This window comes from Pseudomonas sp. A (assembly GCF_056270345.1).
Genome location: NZ_CM149873.1, coordinates 3,136,756 through 3,151,931, shown reverse-complemented (window position 1 = coordinate 3,151,931; position 15,176 = coordinate 3,136,756). Strand labels below are relative to the sequence as shown.

14 protein-coding genes and 1 riboswitch are annotated in these 15,176 nt (G+C 66.1%); of the genes, 11 read left to right on the top strand and 3 right to left on the bottom strand.

Going from position 1 to position 15,176, the window contains the following annotated elements:
* Positions 1 to 14 precede the first annotated feature (14 nt).
* Positions 15 to 1,157, bottom strand: coding sequence for a MexC family multidrug efflux RND transporter periplasmic adaptor subunit (locus tag AC0MAZ_RS14250; RefSeq protein ID WP_475858247.1), 1,143 nt, complete (start codon positions 1,155 to 1,157; stop codon positions 15 to 17).
* 182 nt (positions 1,158 to 1,339) lie between these two features.
* On the opposite strand from AC0MAZ_RS14250, the gene AC0MAZ_RS14245 reads away from it, so the two are divergent.
* The 3 genes from AC0MAZ_RS14245 (at position 1,340) to AC0MAZ_RS14235 (ending at position 4,842) form a co-directional block, all read left to right on the top strand.
* A complete protein-coding gene (locus AC0MAZ_RS14245; protein WP_475858245.1) occupies positions 1,340 to 2,872 on the top strand; it encodes an FAD-dependent oxidoreductase in 1,533 nt (510 codons plus the stop codon).
* Between the two features lie 89 nt (positions 2,873 to 2,961).
* A complete protein-coding gene (locus tag AC0MAZ_RS14240; RefSeq protein WP_203647140.1) occupies positions 2,962 to 3,969 on the top strand; it encodes an aldo/keto reductase in 1,008 nt (335 codons plus the stop codon).
* A gap of 240 nt (positions 3,970 to 4,209) precedes the next feature.
* Complete coding sequence (locus tag AC0MAZ_RS14235) at positions 4,210 to 4,842, top strand: LysE family translocator (RefSeq protein ID WP_232856454.1); 633 nt, start codon at positions 4,210 to 4,212, stop codon at positions 4,840 to 4,842.
* Positions 4,843 to 4,878: 36 nt separating this feature from the next.
* Here AC0MAZ_RS14235 and AC0MAZ_RS14230 read toward each other — a convergent pair whose 3' ends face one another.
* On the bottom strand, positions 4,879 to 5,094 hold the full coding sequence (locus tag AC0MAZ_RS14230; protein ID WP_475858243.1) for a hypothetical protein: 216 nt from the start codon (positions 5,092 to 5,094) through the stop codon (positions 4,879 to 4,881).
* A gap of 235 nt (positions 5,095 to 5,329) precedes the next feature.
* On the opposite strand from AC0MAZ_RS14230, the gene AC0MAZ_RS14225 reads away from it, so the two are divergent.
* The 4 genes from AC0MAZ_RS14225 to AC0MAZ_RS14210 are packed head-to-tail and all read left to right on the top strand — an operon-like array spanning position 5,330 to position 9,618.
* On the top strand, positions 5,330 to 7,948 hold the full coding sequence (locus tag AC0MAZ_RS14225; RefSeq protein ID WP_475858241.1) for a T6SS effector BTH_I2691 family protein: 2,619 nt from the start codon (positions 5,330 to 5,332) through the stop codon (positions 7,946 to 7,948).
* Positions 7,948 to 9,144 (top strand): DUF6708 domain-containing protein, encoded by a 1,197-nt coding sequence (locus AC0MAZ_RS14220; protein ID WP_203647150.1) that lies wholly within the window; start codon positions 7,948 to 7,950, stop codon positions 9,142 to 9,144. The genes AC0MAZ_RS14225 and AC0MAZ_RS14220 overlap by 1 nt, the downstream gene beginning before the upstream one ends.
* Entirely contained in the window at positions 9,116 to 9,313 is a 198-nt protein-coding gene (locus tag AC0MAZ_RS14215; RefSeq protein ID WP_267812176.1) for a hypothetical protein, read from the top strand. The genes AC0MAZ_RS14220 and AC0MAZ_RS14215 overlap by 29 nt, the downstream gene beginning before the upstream one ends.
* A gap of 47 nt (positions 9,314 to 9,360) precedes the next feature.
* Positions 9,361 to 9,618: a PAAR domain-containing protein gene (locus AC0MAZ_RS14210; protein ID WP_186734772.1), complete on the top strand. Its 258-nt coding sequence runs from the start codon at positions 9,361 to 9,363 to the stop codon at positions 9,616 to 9,618.
* Positions 9,619 to 9,621: 3 nt separating this feature from the next.
* On the opposite strand, the gene AC0MAZ_RS14205 is transcribed toward AC0MAZ_RS14210, so the two are convergent.
* Entirely contained in the window at positions 9,622 to 10,509 is an 888-nt protein-coding gene (locus AC0MAZ_RS14205; RefSeq protein WP_475858238.1) for an MFS transporter, read from the bottom strand.
* Positions 10,510 to 10,585: 76 nt separating this feature from the next.
* On the opposite strand from AC0MAZ_RS14205, the gene AC0MAZ_RS14200 reads away from it, so the two are divergent.
* From AC0MAZ_RS14200 to AC0MAZ_RS14185, 4 genes are all read left to right on the top strand, one after another.
* Entirely contained in the window at positions 10,586 to 11,755 is a 1,170-nt protein-coding gene (locus tag AC0MAZ_RS14200) for an acetyltransferase domain-containing protein (protein ID WP_475858237.1), read from the top strand.
* A 27-nt stretch (positions 11,756 to 11,782) separates the two neighbouring features.
* Positions 11,783 to 11,980, top strand: a riboswitch (cobalamin riboswitch).
* A gap of 114 nt (positions 11,981 to 12,094) precedes the next feature.
* Positions 12,095 to 13,108, top strand: coding sequence for an ABC transporter substrate-binding protein (locus AC0MAZ_RS14195; protein WP_475858235.1), 1,014 nt, complete (start codon positions 12,095 to 12,097; stop codon positions 13,106 to 13,108).
* Positions 13,105 to 14,121 carry a FecCD family ABC transporter permease gene (locus tag AC0MAZ_RS14190; RefSeq protein ID WP_475858234.1) on the top strand — a complete coding sequence of 339 codons (1,017 nt, stop codon included), beginning with the start codon at positions 13,105 to 13,107 and terminating at the stop codon, positions 14,119 to 14,121. Before AC0MAZ_RS14195 ends, AC0MAZ_RS14190 begins: the two co-directional genes overlap by 4 nt.
* Entirely contained in the window at positions 14,118 to 14,903 is a 786-nt protein-coding gene (locus AC0MAZ_RS14185; RefSeq protein ID WP_475858232.1) for an ABC transporter ATP-binding protein, read from the top strand. Before AC0MAZ_RS14190 ends, AC0MAZ_RS14185 begins: the two co-directional genes overlap by 4 nt.
* Positions 14,904 to 15,176: the final 273 nt, after the last annotated feature.

The window sequence follows — 15,176 nt, the reverse complement described above, 5'->3', positions numbered from 1 at the left end:
TCGCTACCCTCGCCTTATTTCGCCGCGACCGGCTGCGCCTGCGCCGCCACCACAGGCATGCCCGGGGCCAGGCCGGCCGGACTGCCGACGATGACCTGGTCACCGCCGCGCAGGCCTTCGACGATCTGCCAGCGCGAACCCTGCATCACGCCGGTGCGCACGCTGCGCGCCTCGGCCAGGTTGCCGGTGCCGACCACCATCACCCGCGCCTCGCCGTCGCTGCCACGCTGCACCGCCCGCTGCGGCACCAGGATGGCCTGCTGGTCGGTGCCCTGCGGGGTGCGCACGCGCACATACATGCCCGGCAGGAGAATGCCGTCGGCATTGTCGAAGCGCCCGCGCAGGGTGACCTGGCCGGTGCCGCGGTCGACCGCCACGTCGGTGAACATCAGCGCGCCCTGGCGCTGGTAGTCGGTGCCTTCCACCTGGGCGGTCAGCGCCTTGTCGTCGCCACCACCCAGGGCGCCGTCCTTGAGGGCCTGGCGCAGGCGCAGGGCGTCGGCGGCGGACTGGGTGAAGTCGACGTAGATCGGATCGAGCTGCTGGATGCGCGCCATCAGCGTGGCGTCGCCCTGCCCGACCAACGCGCCTTCGGTCGCCAGGGCGCGACCGATGCGCCCGGAGATCGGCGCGGTGACCGTGGCATAGCCCAGGTTCAGGCGCGCGGTCTGCACGTCGGCCTGGGCCGAACGCACGGCGGCCTGGGCGCTGCGCAGCTCGGCGGTGGCGCTGTCGAAGTCCTGCTGGCTCACCGCTTCGATCTTCACCAGCGGCGCATAGCGTTTTACCCGCGCCTGGGCTTCGTGCTGCACGGCCTGGGCCCGGGCCAGGTCGGCCTCGGCGCGGGCCAGGGCGGCCTTGAACGGCGCCGGGTCGATCTGGAACAGCACATCGCCGGCCTTGACGTCGGCACCTTCCTCGAAACGCTTGTGCAGGACGATGCCGGCCACCCGCGCACGCACCTCGGCCACCCGCATCGGCTCGACCCGGCCTGGCAAGGTCGAGGCCAGGGCCAGTGGCTCGGCGGCCACGGTCACGATTTCCACCGGAAACGCCGTTTCAGCGCCGACCTGCTGTTCATCGGCCGCCCCGCAGCCAGCCAGGGCTACTGCCACTGCCAGCCAGCTGGCCACTCCTATTGCACGCAAATTGCTCATGAACTCACCCGAGCCGTTAACTAAATTTGGCGCGAATGGTACTAACACATTCGATTTGAGTCAATTTAGTCTCATTTGAAGTTTTTGTGAAAAGTTGTAATGACCACCTCCGATCGTCGGGTCGTCGCAGTCCAGGCCCATGGCAGGCGTCAAATGAAACACAACGCCTGAGGAGATCCGCCATGACCCTGCACGCCGTGGCCAGCCTCGACCAGCTCGAGGAACACCGCCCCCTGCGCGTCCAGGCCGGCACCGAGGACATCGTCCTGGTGCGCCAGGGCGAATTGGTGAAGGCCTACCAGGCCAACTGCCCGCATGAGGGCGCGCCCCTGGAAGAGGGCGCGGTCTGTGGCGGGCTGCTGGTCTGCCCCTGGCACAAGGCCGCCTTCGCCGTGGACGAGGGCGCGGTCTGCGAACCGCCGGCCCTGACCGGCCTGCGCCGCCATGCCGTAGAGCTCAGGGATGGCCAGGTCTGGGTCGACGACCAGCCGTTGCCCGAGACAGCACCGCCGCGCCACAGTGACGCCCGCACCTTCGTCGTGGTGGGCGCCGGCGCCGCCGGCTCGGCCGCCATCGCCACCCTGCTCGAGCATGGCTTTGCCGGGCGCCTGCTGTGGATCGACCAGGAACAGCCGAACGCCTACGATCGCACCGCCCTGAGCAAGTTCGTCATCGCCGGGCAGATGCCGGTGGACGAAGTGCCGACCCTGCTGGCCCCGGACGCCCTGCGCCGCGGCCAGCTGCAGCGCCTGCACGGCAAGGTGCGCGCCGTGGATGCCGGCAAGCGCGTGATCACCCTGGCCGACGGCCAGAAGCTGAAGTACGACGCCGCCCTGCTGGCCACCGGCGGCAAACCCAGGCGCCCCGAGCTCCCCGGCGTGCAGTTGCCCGGCATCTGCGTGCTGCGCTCGCGCACGGATGCCGCGCAGTTGCTCGACCTGGCCGAGCCGGGCCAGCCGGTGGTGATCGTCGGCGATGGGTTCATCGGCCTGGAGGCCGCCAGTGCCCTGCGCAAGTACGGCTTGCAGGTGCATGTAGTCACGCGCCACGCCATCCCGCTGGCCCGGCAGCTGGGCGAGCGCATCGGCCAGACCCTGCGCGAGCTGCACGAACGCAAGGGCGTGGTATTCCACGGGCCGACCGAGGTGAGCGGCTTCGAAGGCCGGGAGCGGGTCGAGGCCGTGTTGCTGGCCACTGGCGAGCGCCTGCAAACCCCGCTGGTGCTGCTCGGCACCGGCGTCAGCCCGGCCACCGGCTACCTGCAAAACCTGCCCCTGGCCGAGGACCGTTCGCTGACGGTGGACGCCCACCTGCAGGCCGCCGACGGCCTGTGGGCGGCCGGTGATATCGCCACCTTTCCCCTGGCCGGCCGCCCGGTGCGCATCGAGCACTGGCGCCTGGCCCAGCAGCATGGGGTGATCGCCGCCGCCAACATGCTCGGCGAGCGCCGCCGCTACGACGACGTGCCGTTCTTCTGGACCTACCAGCACGGCCGTACCTACGAAGTGCTCGGGCATGCCAGCGGCTGGAACCGCATCGAGTACGTCGGCACCCCGGAACAGGGCGACTTCATCGCCCTGCAGTGCCTGGACGACCAGGTCGAGGCGGTGATCGCCAAGGGCCACGCGCGGGCCATGGCGGTGCTGTCGCAGCGGCTGAAACGGCCGCTGCCGAGTCGCGAGGCGCGTGATCTGATCGATGCCTGGCCGGATTGAAACGGCGCCCGCCGCACGCTTTCAATGCCGGACGGAACTGTGTAAAAGAGGGAAACCCCTCTCAAGGCGTCAGAAAAGGATTATCTGCAATGATCTACCGCCCCCTCGGCCGCTCCGGCCTGCACGTCTCGGCCCTCACCCTGGGCAGCATGATGTTCGGTGAGCAGACCGGCACCGAAGACTCGCTGCGCATCATCGACAAGGCCTGGGACCAGGGCATCAATTTCGTCGACACCGCCGACGTCTACAACGGCGGCCGTTCCGAGGAGATCGTCGGCGAGGCGGTGGCGCGCAACCGCCACGACTGGATCATCGCCTCCAAGGCCGGCTACGGCCCGGTCGATGGCGTGCCGAACCGCAGCGGCCTGTCGCGCAAGCACCTGTTCAATGCCATCGAGGCCAGCCTCACGCGCCTGGGCACCGACTACCTGGACATCTACTACCTGCACCGCGAGGACCACTCGGTCCCCCTGGAAGAGACCGTGCGCGCCATCGGCGACCTGCTGGCCCAGGGCAAGATCCGCTACTGGGGCGTGTCCAACTTCCGTGGCTGGCGCATCGCCGAGATCTGCAACCTGGCGGAGAAACTCGGCGTGGCCAAGCCTGTGGTCAGCCAGCCGCTGTACAACATCGTCAACCGCCAGGCCGAACCCGAGCAACTGACCGCCGCCGCCTACCATGGCCTGGGCGTGGTGCCGTTCAGCCCGCTGGCCCGTGGCGTGCTCAGCGGCAAGTACGCGCCCGGCTCGACCCCGGACCAAGGCAGCCGCGCCGGCCGCCAGGACAAGCGCATCATGGAGGTGGAATGGCGCCAGGAGTCGCTGGCCATCGCCCAGAAGATCCATGCCTACACCGAGGCCAAGGGCGTGGGCATCGTCGAGTTCGCCATCGCCTGGGTGCTGAACAACCGCCTGGTCAGCTCGGCCATCGTCGGACCACGCACCGAGGCGCAGTGGGACACCTATGCCGGCGCGCTGGAGGTGAAGATCACGGCGGAGGACGAAGCGTTCATCGACTCGCTGGTGACACCGGGCCATGCCTCGACGCCCGGGTTCAACGATGTGGCGCACTTCGTCAGCGGGCGCCTGCCACGCTGACACCCAGGTCTAGGTCTGGGACGTAGAGCATAGAACGAGGGAGCGGGCTTGCCCCGCGATGAAGGTTACGCAATCCCTGGCACCCGCTTCGCGGGTGTTCGCGGGGCCCGTCGCATCGGCGCACCGCCGCTCCCACGCTGTCCCCAGCAGATCGACAGCTCATGTGTCCGCAAGCCCCCATGGCGGCCCGCCCCGATTGCTGGCATTGTTCGATTTTCCCCGCGCAAAGGACGCGCTCCCATGGCCCTGCACCTCTGGTTGACCTTCTCCTTCGCCTACCTGCTCACCTCGCTGATCCCCGGCCCCAACGTCCTGCTGACCGTGCGCAACGCCCTGCGCTACGGCCCCTCCGGCATGGGCATGACCCTGTTCGGCAACCTCACCGCGCAACTGCTGACGATCACCGCCGTGGCGATGGGCGTGGGCGCCCTGCTGATCTCGCTGCCCACGGCGTTCCTGGTGCTGAAACTGGCCGGCGCCGGCTACCTGATCTACCTAGGCCTGCGCCAGTTGCTGAGTAAAGGAGGCCCCGCCGCCCCGGCGACCCAGGTGGTCGCGACCCCACCCCAGACGCAATGGCGGATCGCCGTGGAGGCCTTCCTGGTCTCGGTGAGCAATCCCAAGACCCTGGTGTTCTTCTGCGCCTTCCTGCCGCAGTTCCTCGAGCCCGGGCGGCCGATCTTCGGCCAGTTCGCGGCGATGTACCTGAGCGGCTCGCTGATCGTCTGCCTGGTGCATTCCTTCTACTGTTTCACCGCCTGGCGCTTCGGCCTGCGCCTGAAGGCTTCGCCCCTGGCCGCCTGGTTCAAGCGCGCCACCGGCGCGCTGTTCATCGGCCTGGGCGTGCGCCTGCTCAACGCCCGGGCGGTGTGACACTCGGCTGCTCCCCCGCAAGGCCCGGGTGGTGATTCAGGACTGCCTCAGGTTGAGCACCAGCGCGATGAACGCCTGCTCATCGAGCCACTCGTCTTCATGCAGGTCGATGGCCCGGCGGGTGTCGCCCTTGAGACTGGCATTGAGCAGCCCGGCCTGGTGGATCAGCGCCCTGAGCCGGGCCAGGCGCGGACCACGCCAGTCGGCAAGGCTGGCGATGCGGGCGTCGATCTGCTCCCGGGCTTCAGGCATGGGGGCATCCTCAGGCAGGTTCTCCCAAGAACTGTAAGCGAATGCTGCCAAATAGCCCTGAAAGGGAAAATCAGAGAAACGTCCTACGCGGATTTGGGAAGCCCTGCTGACCACCCACAATCCGTTCCTCGCTAGTGTTTCAGGTCTGCGTAACGTCGCCCGTGGCTGGCTGCAACAGCCAGCCATGGGCTCGGTACAAACACACCTGCATGAACAGCTTCGCTGAGGACATCGGATGTTCGACTTCAACAAATTGCTCGAAATCACTCGGCAGAACTGCGAGGCCCTGGAGGCTCCCTTCGCCAGCGGGCCCGCCGTCCATTGCACGCGCACCTTCACCATCCTGCCCCTGCGCTATGCGGCCGTTGGCGGCACTACCGGCCAACGCCTGCGCTTGCCCAGCCTGCCCGAACACCTGCGCCATCCCTACAGCGTTGCCACGCTCCAGCATGCCGACTATGCCATTCGGCCACTGCGCCAAGGCTTCCTGTACGTCATGGAGAAACGCAAGCGCAGCGGGCAGCACAGCCTGCATCCGCCCTATCGCATTGCGGCGAACGGTTCATTGTCGCTGGTTGCCCCCGGGCAGTCCGAGCCGGACGCCACAGACGCCCACACCCTGCGCGATATGATGCGCAACACGGCCTTGGCGTTCAACGTCCATGACCTCGAAGACCTGGCTGAGCTACGCCTGTTCTACAGCCCCGACCCGCTGACCGAAGCGGCCCAGCAGCAACTGCTGCGTCGACGCGACAGGCTGCCGGCCGTGGATGTCGCCGCCTTCACCGGCCTTGGCTGCCCGACGCCCAGGCCTTATGTGCTGCGCCATGACCAGCTGGACCTGGTCGCCGATTTCGCTGCGGAAACCGACAGCTCATTGCGCAAGCTGCTGGACAACCAGCTGTTCAGTGAAACCAGTGTCCACTCGCTAACGGCGGCCCGGTACATGCTGGGCCCGGTTGCCGGCAAACCCGAAGCTCGTGGTATCGCGGTGGTGGTGGAGGATGCCATCGGCATCACCCAGCAACTCAATGCCTGGCGCAACGCGGGCATGGAGCACCTGAAGGATTGGCTGGAAGCCACGGAGTCGGTCGCGGGAAAACCCGGCCCCAGCAACGAGCGCAAGGTGCTGGTCGCCCAGGCCTTCACCGAACTGCATCAGCAATTCAGTGAGCGCAAGGTCGCCGCGCTGGTCGACCGTCACAAAGAGGCCATGCGCGCCCACCTCGCCGGTGCCGATCAGGGCGCCAACCCGCAGATGGCCGCCTGGTGGGCGCAGGCCAAGGAGGGCATTCTCGATACCGCAGGCGCACTCAGGCGCCAGGACCTTGAGGCCCGGGCGAACAACGGCGAGTTCGCCCGGCAGTTCGAAACGCGCTACCTGCCACACGTCGACCTCAAGGCCATGCACGACCAGCTTGCCTGGTTCGAATCCCACGGCCTCGAGGCGCAGCGCCTGGCCGACGTGCGGGCCGACGACCATCTCGCCTGGCTGCAATCTGAGCAACTGCTTGCGGCCCTGGCCTACTACGACGAGAACGACCTGCGCAGCGGCCTGTGCTTCGCTCACCAGACCGGGCTCAGCGTGGTCGGCATGGAGGGCGTGTCAGCCGGGGCGCGGCTGCTCGCCCAGTGGTGGCACGCCGACACGCTGACGCCCGACAACCTGGCCCTGCGTTCCTTCGTCTTCAACCAGCGCGCCATTGCCGAGGTGCTGGAGCAGACGCGCCAGGCACTGCAAGCACTGCCGCCGGAATGCGATCACTGGCAGCAAGTGGACACTTCACTGAAGTACGCCAAGGAACTCGCCTCGCAGTTCAGCCGGGTGGACGGCCACCTCGACCAGCTGGCCCAGCACAGCGCCCTCAACACCGCCGGCGCCTTGGCCTGGCTGGGTCAACTGGGGCGCCAGGGCCTGCAGGCCGGCGCCCCCGGCAACATGGATCGCCTGCTGTACCGGCGCCTGGGCACCTACCTCATCGCCTCGCTGGGCGAGCAAGCCATCAACCTGCGCCTGAGCGAACACGCACTCGAGGGTGACACCCCCTCGCGAGGACGGGTGGCGGCCCCCATGGTCCGACGCCTTGATCGCGCCTACGTGGAGACATTGCAGGGCGCTCACGCTCATTCGTTCTATCGGCTTCGGCTGGCCAGTGGGCTGCTCCTGCTGGAGGCTGGACTGCTCCTGTTGCAGGGGCAGCGGGATGACAAGGACCGGCGCTTCTGGAGCGAGGTGGTGGCCGCTGGACTGGCCAGTGCGGCGGCGGGGTTCGAGCTTCTCGCGGTGGGGACGGAGCAGACCCTGCTGGGCGTCGGGCGGAACAGCGCGATTGCGCGGGGAGCGGACATCAGCCTGGGGCGCTATCGGCTGTGGGGGGCGGGGTTGGCGACGGTGGGGGGCGTTGTCAGTATTACGTGGGACGTTTCAGACGCGAGAGAAGCCACCGCTCGATCTAAATCATTGCTGGCAACGACTTATTGGCTACGAGCTGGATCTACGACCGCCCTACTTTTGGGGCAGGGAGGAATAGCATTTTCACAGGCAAGTGTGTTTTTCCAATGGCTATCAATGAGTGCCAACCAAACATGGAAAAGCAGCTTATACGCCACCCTTTCCACTCTTTCTGCACGACTAGCCGCGAACCGTGCCGCCATGATGTTTCTGAGTCGCTTAAGCTGGATAGGCGGCGCTATTGTACTCGGCACCACTATAACCTTACTCATTATCGATGATGACGCACTGGAAAAATGGTGTAGTAAATGCTGCTTCCGCCTTAAACCATCCGACAAAGGATACGTGAAGGACGCAGAAGAGCTAGAAGCCTTATTCAGCGCCATGAGTGAGGTCATATAATGTATTTTATTGAATGGCTTGCATGGCTGGCCGCCATTGACCCCAAAGAAGAACGCGAAGCCTTTAAAAAGCAGAACAGAACAATCAAGAATAGAGGGGTGTACGAAAGCGAGGACGAAGAATACGTTGCAGCCGCAAAAAAACCAGTATGCGAAACCCCAAAGAGCCGTGGCCCAGTCTACGTGTACAACGAGCATGTGCTCGAAATGCGCTGCGGCATGTGGGAGGACAAGCGCGGGCTGATCAGTATATTATCTCTCACCATAATAATGCTGATAATCAGCGGATTAGAAATTGCTTTCCATTCGATAACGATATTAATCGATCTTGCTTCTGATTATCAGGGAGAGCCGTATGGTGAGAGGCTATATTTAGCAGTTTTCTTTCTCAGCACAACCCTCTGCATCTTGTGGTTTTATCTGAAGTATGTTTTCCGCTTCACACGTTTTGAAATGTTCACGTCACGCCACTTGTTGATACGTTTCAACCGCATCACCCAACAAGTCTACCTCCACCGCCCGCCATACTGCGGAGGGATCGTCACGCTCCCATGGAACGGCGTATCGTCTAGCGGCTCTGATAAAAAGTATGCTCCACCAGGTGGAATGGGTATGCCGCTGGAACTCACATGGTCGCCCGTGTTCACTGGCACACTGCGTCCTGAACTGATTTGGGTCGGCAAATCCGCCAACAATTTTGCGGAGCTTCAAGCCGAATGGGAGTTTATCCGTCGCTTCATGGATGAAGGTCCAGAAGGACTACCACGCCCCCACATCACCTCGCACTTTCCCTGGCCCTGGCAAGCCTTCACGCCTCAGTTCGAAGGCCTGACTCACTACTTCCGCAGTTCCCCACGCGTCCTCAAATGCGGCCTGCTGCTGCTCTCTCCTGCCTTCCTGATCATCGGAACAGGCCATTGGTTGAGTCTCCTGCTGTGCTGGAAGCCTCGATGGCCCAGGGTCATTCGTGAAGCCGGCCTGCCGGGAAAACCCGTCCCGGCAGTGACCACAGTTGACGATTACCCACCCCATATCCAGGAGAGGCTGCGAGAAAACGCCTACCTCTGGACCATACGTCCAGGCAAACGCCCGGAGAGAAAGCCCCGCGCCTCTAAACGTCGGCCCAAGAGCCAAAGTCAAACTCCCGATATCGAGAAGGATGCGCCCCATGAGCTCGACAGTATTGATCAGCCGTAAAAGCAGGTTGTTCTTGACCGAGATGGAACTCAACGCACCACGCCTCTGCCTGCTGGACCAATGCTGGCGCGACGATCCCCATGACTGCGACAACCCGACAGTGCGCGGCTCCACCGTCATCCAATCCGATACCCGCGAAGTGCTAATCACCCTGAGCGAAGCCAAATAAGGCGCGGCTTAAATCCCTACACCTAACGAAAACAAGGAGCATACGTGATGAAACCCATCGTTCTAGTCGGGCACAAGCATGACTGCCCCCTGCATGGCGCAGGCGAGGTTGTTTCAGGCCATACGGCCACATTGATCAATGGCAGGGCTGTCGCCTGCGTAGGCGACAGGATCAGTTGTGGGGCCGTCATCGAAACAGGGTCGGCGAACCATGCCATCGAAGGCCGGGCCGTTGCACGCCAAGGTGATACCACCAGCCATGGCGGAACCCTGGTGGAGGGCGAGATCGGCTGGATGGTTGATTAGGCCTCATTCGCTTCTCTGCAGTACCAACGTGGCCACCAACGCCAGCACCGCAAACCCACAGGCCACATAATCCAGTGCAGCCAGACCAAGCCCCTGGATCGCCGCGCCCCCCAGCGCGGCACCGGCGGCGATGCCCGCGTTGGCCGCCGACACGTTGAGGGTCCCGGCCAGGGCCTGGGCCTTGGCGCCGGCGCGCATCACCTGCACCTGGCACACCGGGAACAGCGCCGTGTAGGCGATGCCCCACAGTGCCAGGGCGCCCACCAGCAGCAGCGGGTTGCCGATCACCGGGGTGACCAGGCCCATGCCCAAGGCCAGCATCGCCAACAGCAGCAGCGTGGCCCGCAGCGGGCTGCGATCGACGATCCGTCCGGCCAGGGCGTTGCCGAGCATGCCCATCAGGCCGAAGCCCATCAGCCACCAACCGACCGCGTTGGCCGGCACGGCGGCGAGCTGTTCGAGGATCTCGGCCAGGTAGGTGTAGGCAGTGAACACCAGCGCCGAAAGCAGCACATGGGCGATGAAACGACGGTCCTTGAGAATCACCGTCTGCCGCTCCCCTGCGGCGCGGGCCGGAACCGCCGGCAGGGACGGCAGCCAGGCCCACATCAGCAGCGCCACCAGCAGGCACAGCCCGGCGCTTTCGCTGGCGGTGCCCCAGTACACCGGCAGGGCCAGCGCGGCGAGGAACCGCGCCAGGGCCAGTACCCAGACGTTCGGCGCCAGCGCCGACAGAGCATTGAAGGCGGCGAACAGCAGCAGGATGGAGATAAACAGCCCCCTGGCGCCGCAACCGCGGGCATCTGCCCAAGGTAAGCGCGATGGTCCAGGCCCTGGCCGAGCGGCTGGGGCCGCTGATTCAGGGCTGATCCAGACTGAACGCCAGTGCATGCCTGTATCCAGGCACAGACAAATGAAATAAAATAACATTTCATTTGAATGCTATCCCTGCCTGCGACCCGCCTCGATGACCAGCCTCCCGACCGCCCTCCCCAGCCAACGCCTGCACAGCATCGACGCCCTGCGCGGCCTGGTGATCCTGTTCATGCTGCTGGACCACGTGCGCGAAACCTTCTTCCTGCACCGCCAGGTCAGCGACCCGATGACCATCGACGCGATCGACGCCACCGACCCCAGCCTGTTCGTCAGCCGCACCCTGGCGCACCTGTGCGCGCCGATGTTCGTGCTGCTCACCGGGTTGTCGGCCTGGCTCTACGGTGAAAAGCACCAGGACCGGGGCGATGTAGCGGCATTCCTGTTCAAGCGCGGCCTGTTCCTGGTGTTGCTGGAGCTCACCCTGGTCAACTTCGCCTGGACCTTCCAGTTGCCGCCGGGCGTGATCTACCTGCAGGTGATCTGGGCCATCGGCCTGAGCATGATCGCCCTGTCTCTGCTGGTGTGGCTGCCACGCCCGCTGCTGCTCGCCCTGGGCGCGCTGATCGTCGCCGGCCACAACCTGCTCGATGGCCTGCATTTCGCGCCGCACTCGGCGCTGCATGTACCCTGGGCGATCCTGCACGAGCGCAGCTGGCTGGAGCTGTCCGACAGCCTGCGCCTGCGCACTTCCTACCCGGTGCTGCCGTGGATCGGCGTGATCGCCCTCGGCTACGGGCTCGGCCCCTGGTTCAGCCGCACCAGCGATGCCGGCGAGCGCCAACACCGCCTGCTGCTCGGCGGTGTGATGCTGCTGCTCGGCTTCGTCGTATTGCGTATTTTCAACGGCTATGGCGAGGCGCCGTGGACCTTCTACGCCAGCGTCGGCCAAACGCTGATGAGCTTCTTCAACATCACCAAGTACCCGCCGTCACTGCTGTTCCTGGCCATTACCCTGGGCGTCGGCCTGTTGCTGCTACGCGCGTTCGAGCGTGCCGGCGAGGCCCGCTGGATCGGCCCGCTGGCGGTGTTCGGCGCAGCGCCGATGTTCTTCTACCTGCTGCACCTGTATGTGCTCAAGCTGCTGTATGTAGCCTGCGTGGCGCTGTTCGGCCTGAACCAGGGCAGCCATTTCGGCTTCGACGGCATCGGCGCGGTGTGGCTGGTCGCGGTACTGCTGGCGATCGCCCTGTACCTGCCGGTGCGCGGCTTCGCCCGGCTCAAGGCGCGGCGGCGCGACATCGCCTGGCTCAAGTACCTGTAAAAGCGTTTTCAGCCGATGGCCCGATGGTCTACCATGCCGCCCGCCGGTTTCCACACGGAATCAAAAGGGAATCCCGGGCGCGCCGAGTGCGGGCCAAAGGGAACTGCCCCCGCAACTGTAGGTGCCGAGCCTGCGCCATCGATGCCACTGGGTCTGCCGACCCGGGAAGGCCGGCGCCGGCCAGGACGCACCAGTCAGGAGACCTGCCGGCACGCATTCACCAACCGGCGGGGTGTCCGGGATGGTCATCCGCCCCTGGCCGCGTGCTCAGCGCACGACGCCTGGCGATGCCTGTCCGTGGGCCATTCCGTGCACCACCCGACAGGAGATCGCCCCACCATGCCGCACCGCCTCGCCACCCTGCTCGCCGGCCTGTCACTGGCGGGCCTGGCCCACGCCGACGCCACCCGCTACCCGCTGACCGTCGACAACTGCGGCCAGACGCAGACCTTCGCCCAGGCCCCGCAGCGCGCGGTGACCATCGGCCAGGCCGGCACCGAGCTGCTCTATGCCCTGGGCCTGGGCGAGCGCCTGGCGGGCACCTCGCTGTGGTTCAACAACGTGCTGCCCGAGTTCAAGGCGCAGAACGACAAGGTCGAGCGCCTGGCCGACAACGAACCGGGCTTCGAGGCGGTGGTCGGCAAGCGCCCGCAGTTGGTGACGGCGCAGTTCGAATGGATGGTCGGCGCCCAGGGCGCGGTCGGCACCCGCGAACAGTTCGCGGAGCTGGGCATTCCCACCTACCTGCTGCCCTCGGACTGCGAAGGCAAGGACAACCTGGTGGGCGCCGACGGTACCCGCCTGCAGCCGTTCAGGATCGACACCATCTACAAAAGCGTCAGCCAACTGGCCGAGATCTTCGACGTGCAGGATCGCGGCGAACGCCTCAATGCCGAGCTCAAGGGCCAGCTGGACCAGGCCCGACAACGCCTGGCCGGCCAGGACCTGAGCCACACCAGCGCGCTGTTCTGGTTCTCCTGCGCCGACCTCAAGGTCGATCCTTACGTCGCCGGTCGCCAGGGCGTGGCCGACTTCATGCTGCAGACCCTCGGCGTGCGCAACGTGGTCGAATCCAGCGAAGAATGGCCGGCGGTGGGCTGGGAAACCCTGGCCAGGGCCAACCCCACCTGGCTGATCGTCGCCCGCATGGACCGCCGCCGCTACCCCGCCGACGACTACCGGAAAAAACTCGAGTTCCTGCGCAGCGACCCGGTGACCCGCAACATGGACGCGGTCAGGCAAGGCCGGATCATCGTCCTCGACGCCGACGCCATGCAGGCCGGCATCCGCCTGTTCCGTGGCCTGGAGGTGCTGTCCAGCGCCTTTGCCAGCGGTAAAGCGCCACAACCATGAGCCGCTTGCTGCCCATCAGCGCCTTCGCGCTGCTCGCCCTGTGCCTGGCCATGCTCGCCGGGATCGCCATCGGCGAGACACGGATCAGCGCCGAGGTGGTCTGGCAGGTGCTGGCCAACCAGCTGTGGCAGGCCGGTCATGCGCTCGATCCGATCGACGCCGGCATCGTCTGGAACTACCGCCTGCCGCGCACCCTGGTGGCCGCCGCCTGCGGCGCGGGGCTGGCGACCTGCGGGGTGATCCTCCAGGCGCTGCTGCGCAACCCGCTGGCCGAGCCGTACCTGCTGGGCCTGTCGGCGGGCGCCTCGACCGGCGCCGTGGCGGTGGGCCTGTTCGGCCTCGGTGGCGCGGTGCTGTCGCTGTCGGCCGGCGCCTTCATTGGCGCGCTGGCCGCGTTCGCCCTGGTGCTGGTGCTGTCGCGGGCCAGCGGCAGTCGCCACGACAATGCGCAGGTGATCCTCGCCGGCATCGCCGGCTCGCAGCTATTCAACGCGCTGACGGCCTTTCTGATCACCAAGTCGGCAACCGCCGAACAGGCCCGAGGCATCCTGTTCTGGCTGCTGGGCAACCTCAGCGGCGTGCGCTGGCCAGCGGTGTGGCTGGCGCTGCCGGTGGCCGTGGTCGGGCTGGCGGTGTGCCTGTGGCACCGCCGGGCGCTGGACGCCTTCACCTTCGGCGCCGACTCGGCGGCCTCGCTGGGCGTGCCGGTGCGACGCACGCAATTGTTGCTGATCAGTTGCACGGCGCTGGTGACCGCGGTGATGGTCTCGATCGTCGGCGCCATCGGTTTCGTCGGCCTGGTCATCCCCCATGCCCTGCGCCTGTTGCTCGGCCCCGGGCACAGCCGCCTGCTGCCGGCCAGCGCCCTGGGCGGCGCGTTGTTCCTGATCGTCGCCGACATCCTCTCGCGCACCCTGATCGCCGGCCAGGTGATCCCGGTGGGCGTGGTCACCGCCTTGATCGGCGCGCCGGTGTTCGCGTTGATCCTGGTCAGCCGCCGGGGGCGTCCATGACCGTGATGACCGCCATCGCCCACGCCCCGCTTGCCTGCGAGGGCCTAAGCCTGCGCCTGGGCGACCGCGACGTGCTGCAGGGAATCGACCTGAGCGTGATGCCCGGCGAGACCCTCGGCGTGGTCGGCCCCAACGGCTCGGGCAAGTCCACCCTGCTCAAGCTGCTCGCCGGCCTGCGCACGCCGAGCAGTGGCGGCGTGCACTTGCTGGGCGAGGCGCTGGAGCGCATGCCGCGTCGGCGCGTGGCGCAAAGCCTGGCACTGGTCGAACAGCAGGCCGACACCCTGGACGCCATCAGCGTGTATGACGCCGTGGCCCTCGGCCGAACGCCGTGGCTGTCGGCCCTGGCGCCGTTCGGCGCGGACGACCGTGCCATCGTCGAGCAGGCGCTGGCCGACGCCGATGCCGGCCACCTGCGTCGGCGCCTGTGGGGCGAGCTGTCCGGCGGCGAACGCCAGCGCGTGCACATCGCCCGTGCCCTGGCCCAGCGGCCGCAGGTGCTGCTGCTTGACGAGCCGACCAATCACCTTGATATCCAGCACCAGTTAAGCCTGTTGCGGCAGGTGCAGGCGTTGCCGGTGACTACCCTGGTGGCCTTGCATGATCTGAACCAGGCGTTGACCTGTGACCGGTTGGCTGTCCTGGATCAAGGGCGGTTGGTGGCCTTGGGGAAGCCCGAAATGGTGCTGACGCCGGAGCGGTTATTGGGGACGTTTGGGGTTCAGGCTCATTACCTGGTCGATCCGTATGATGGGGCGCGGGTGCTGCGGTTTCGTGCCTGAAATGGCTGGGGGTGCTTTACAACCCTATCAAGGTCTTTGGAGGCGGGGTTATTGATTGTATCAAGGCCACCAGGTGCTCGCCGCGCACCTTGCAGCGCCTATGAGATCGAGCGCCGCCCGCGCGGCGCATCGCGGGACAAGCCCGCTCCTACATCTGTTTCGGGCCAGTGAGTCCTGTAAGGGTACCGCTGCCCGCCTTGGTGCATGTCTTGAGTCATGTGGGGCGGCGTTAGCGACCACGCTGAAACCGCGTCGTACCAACAGGGCGGACCA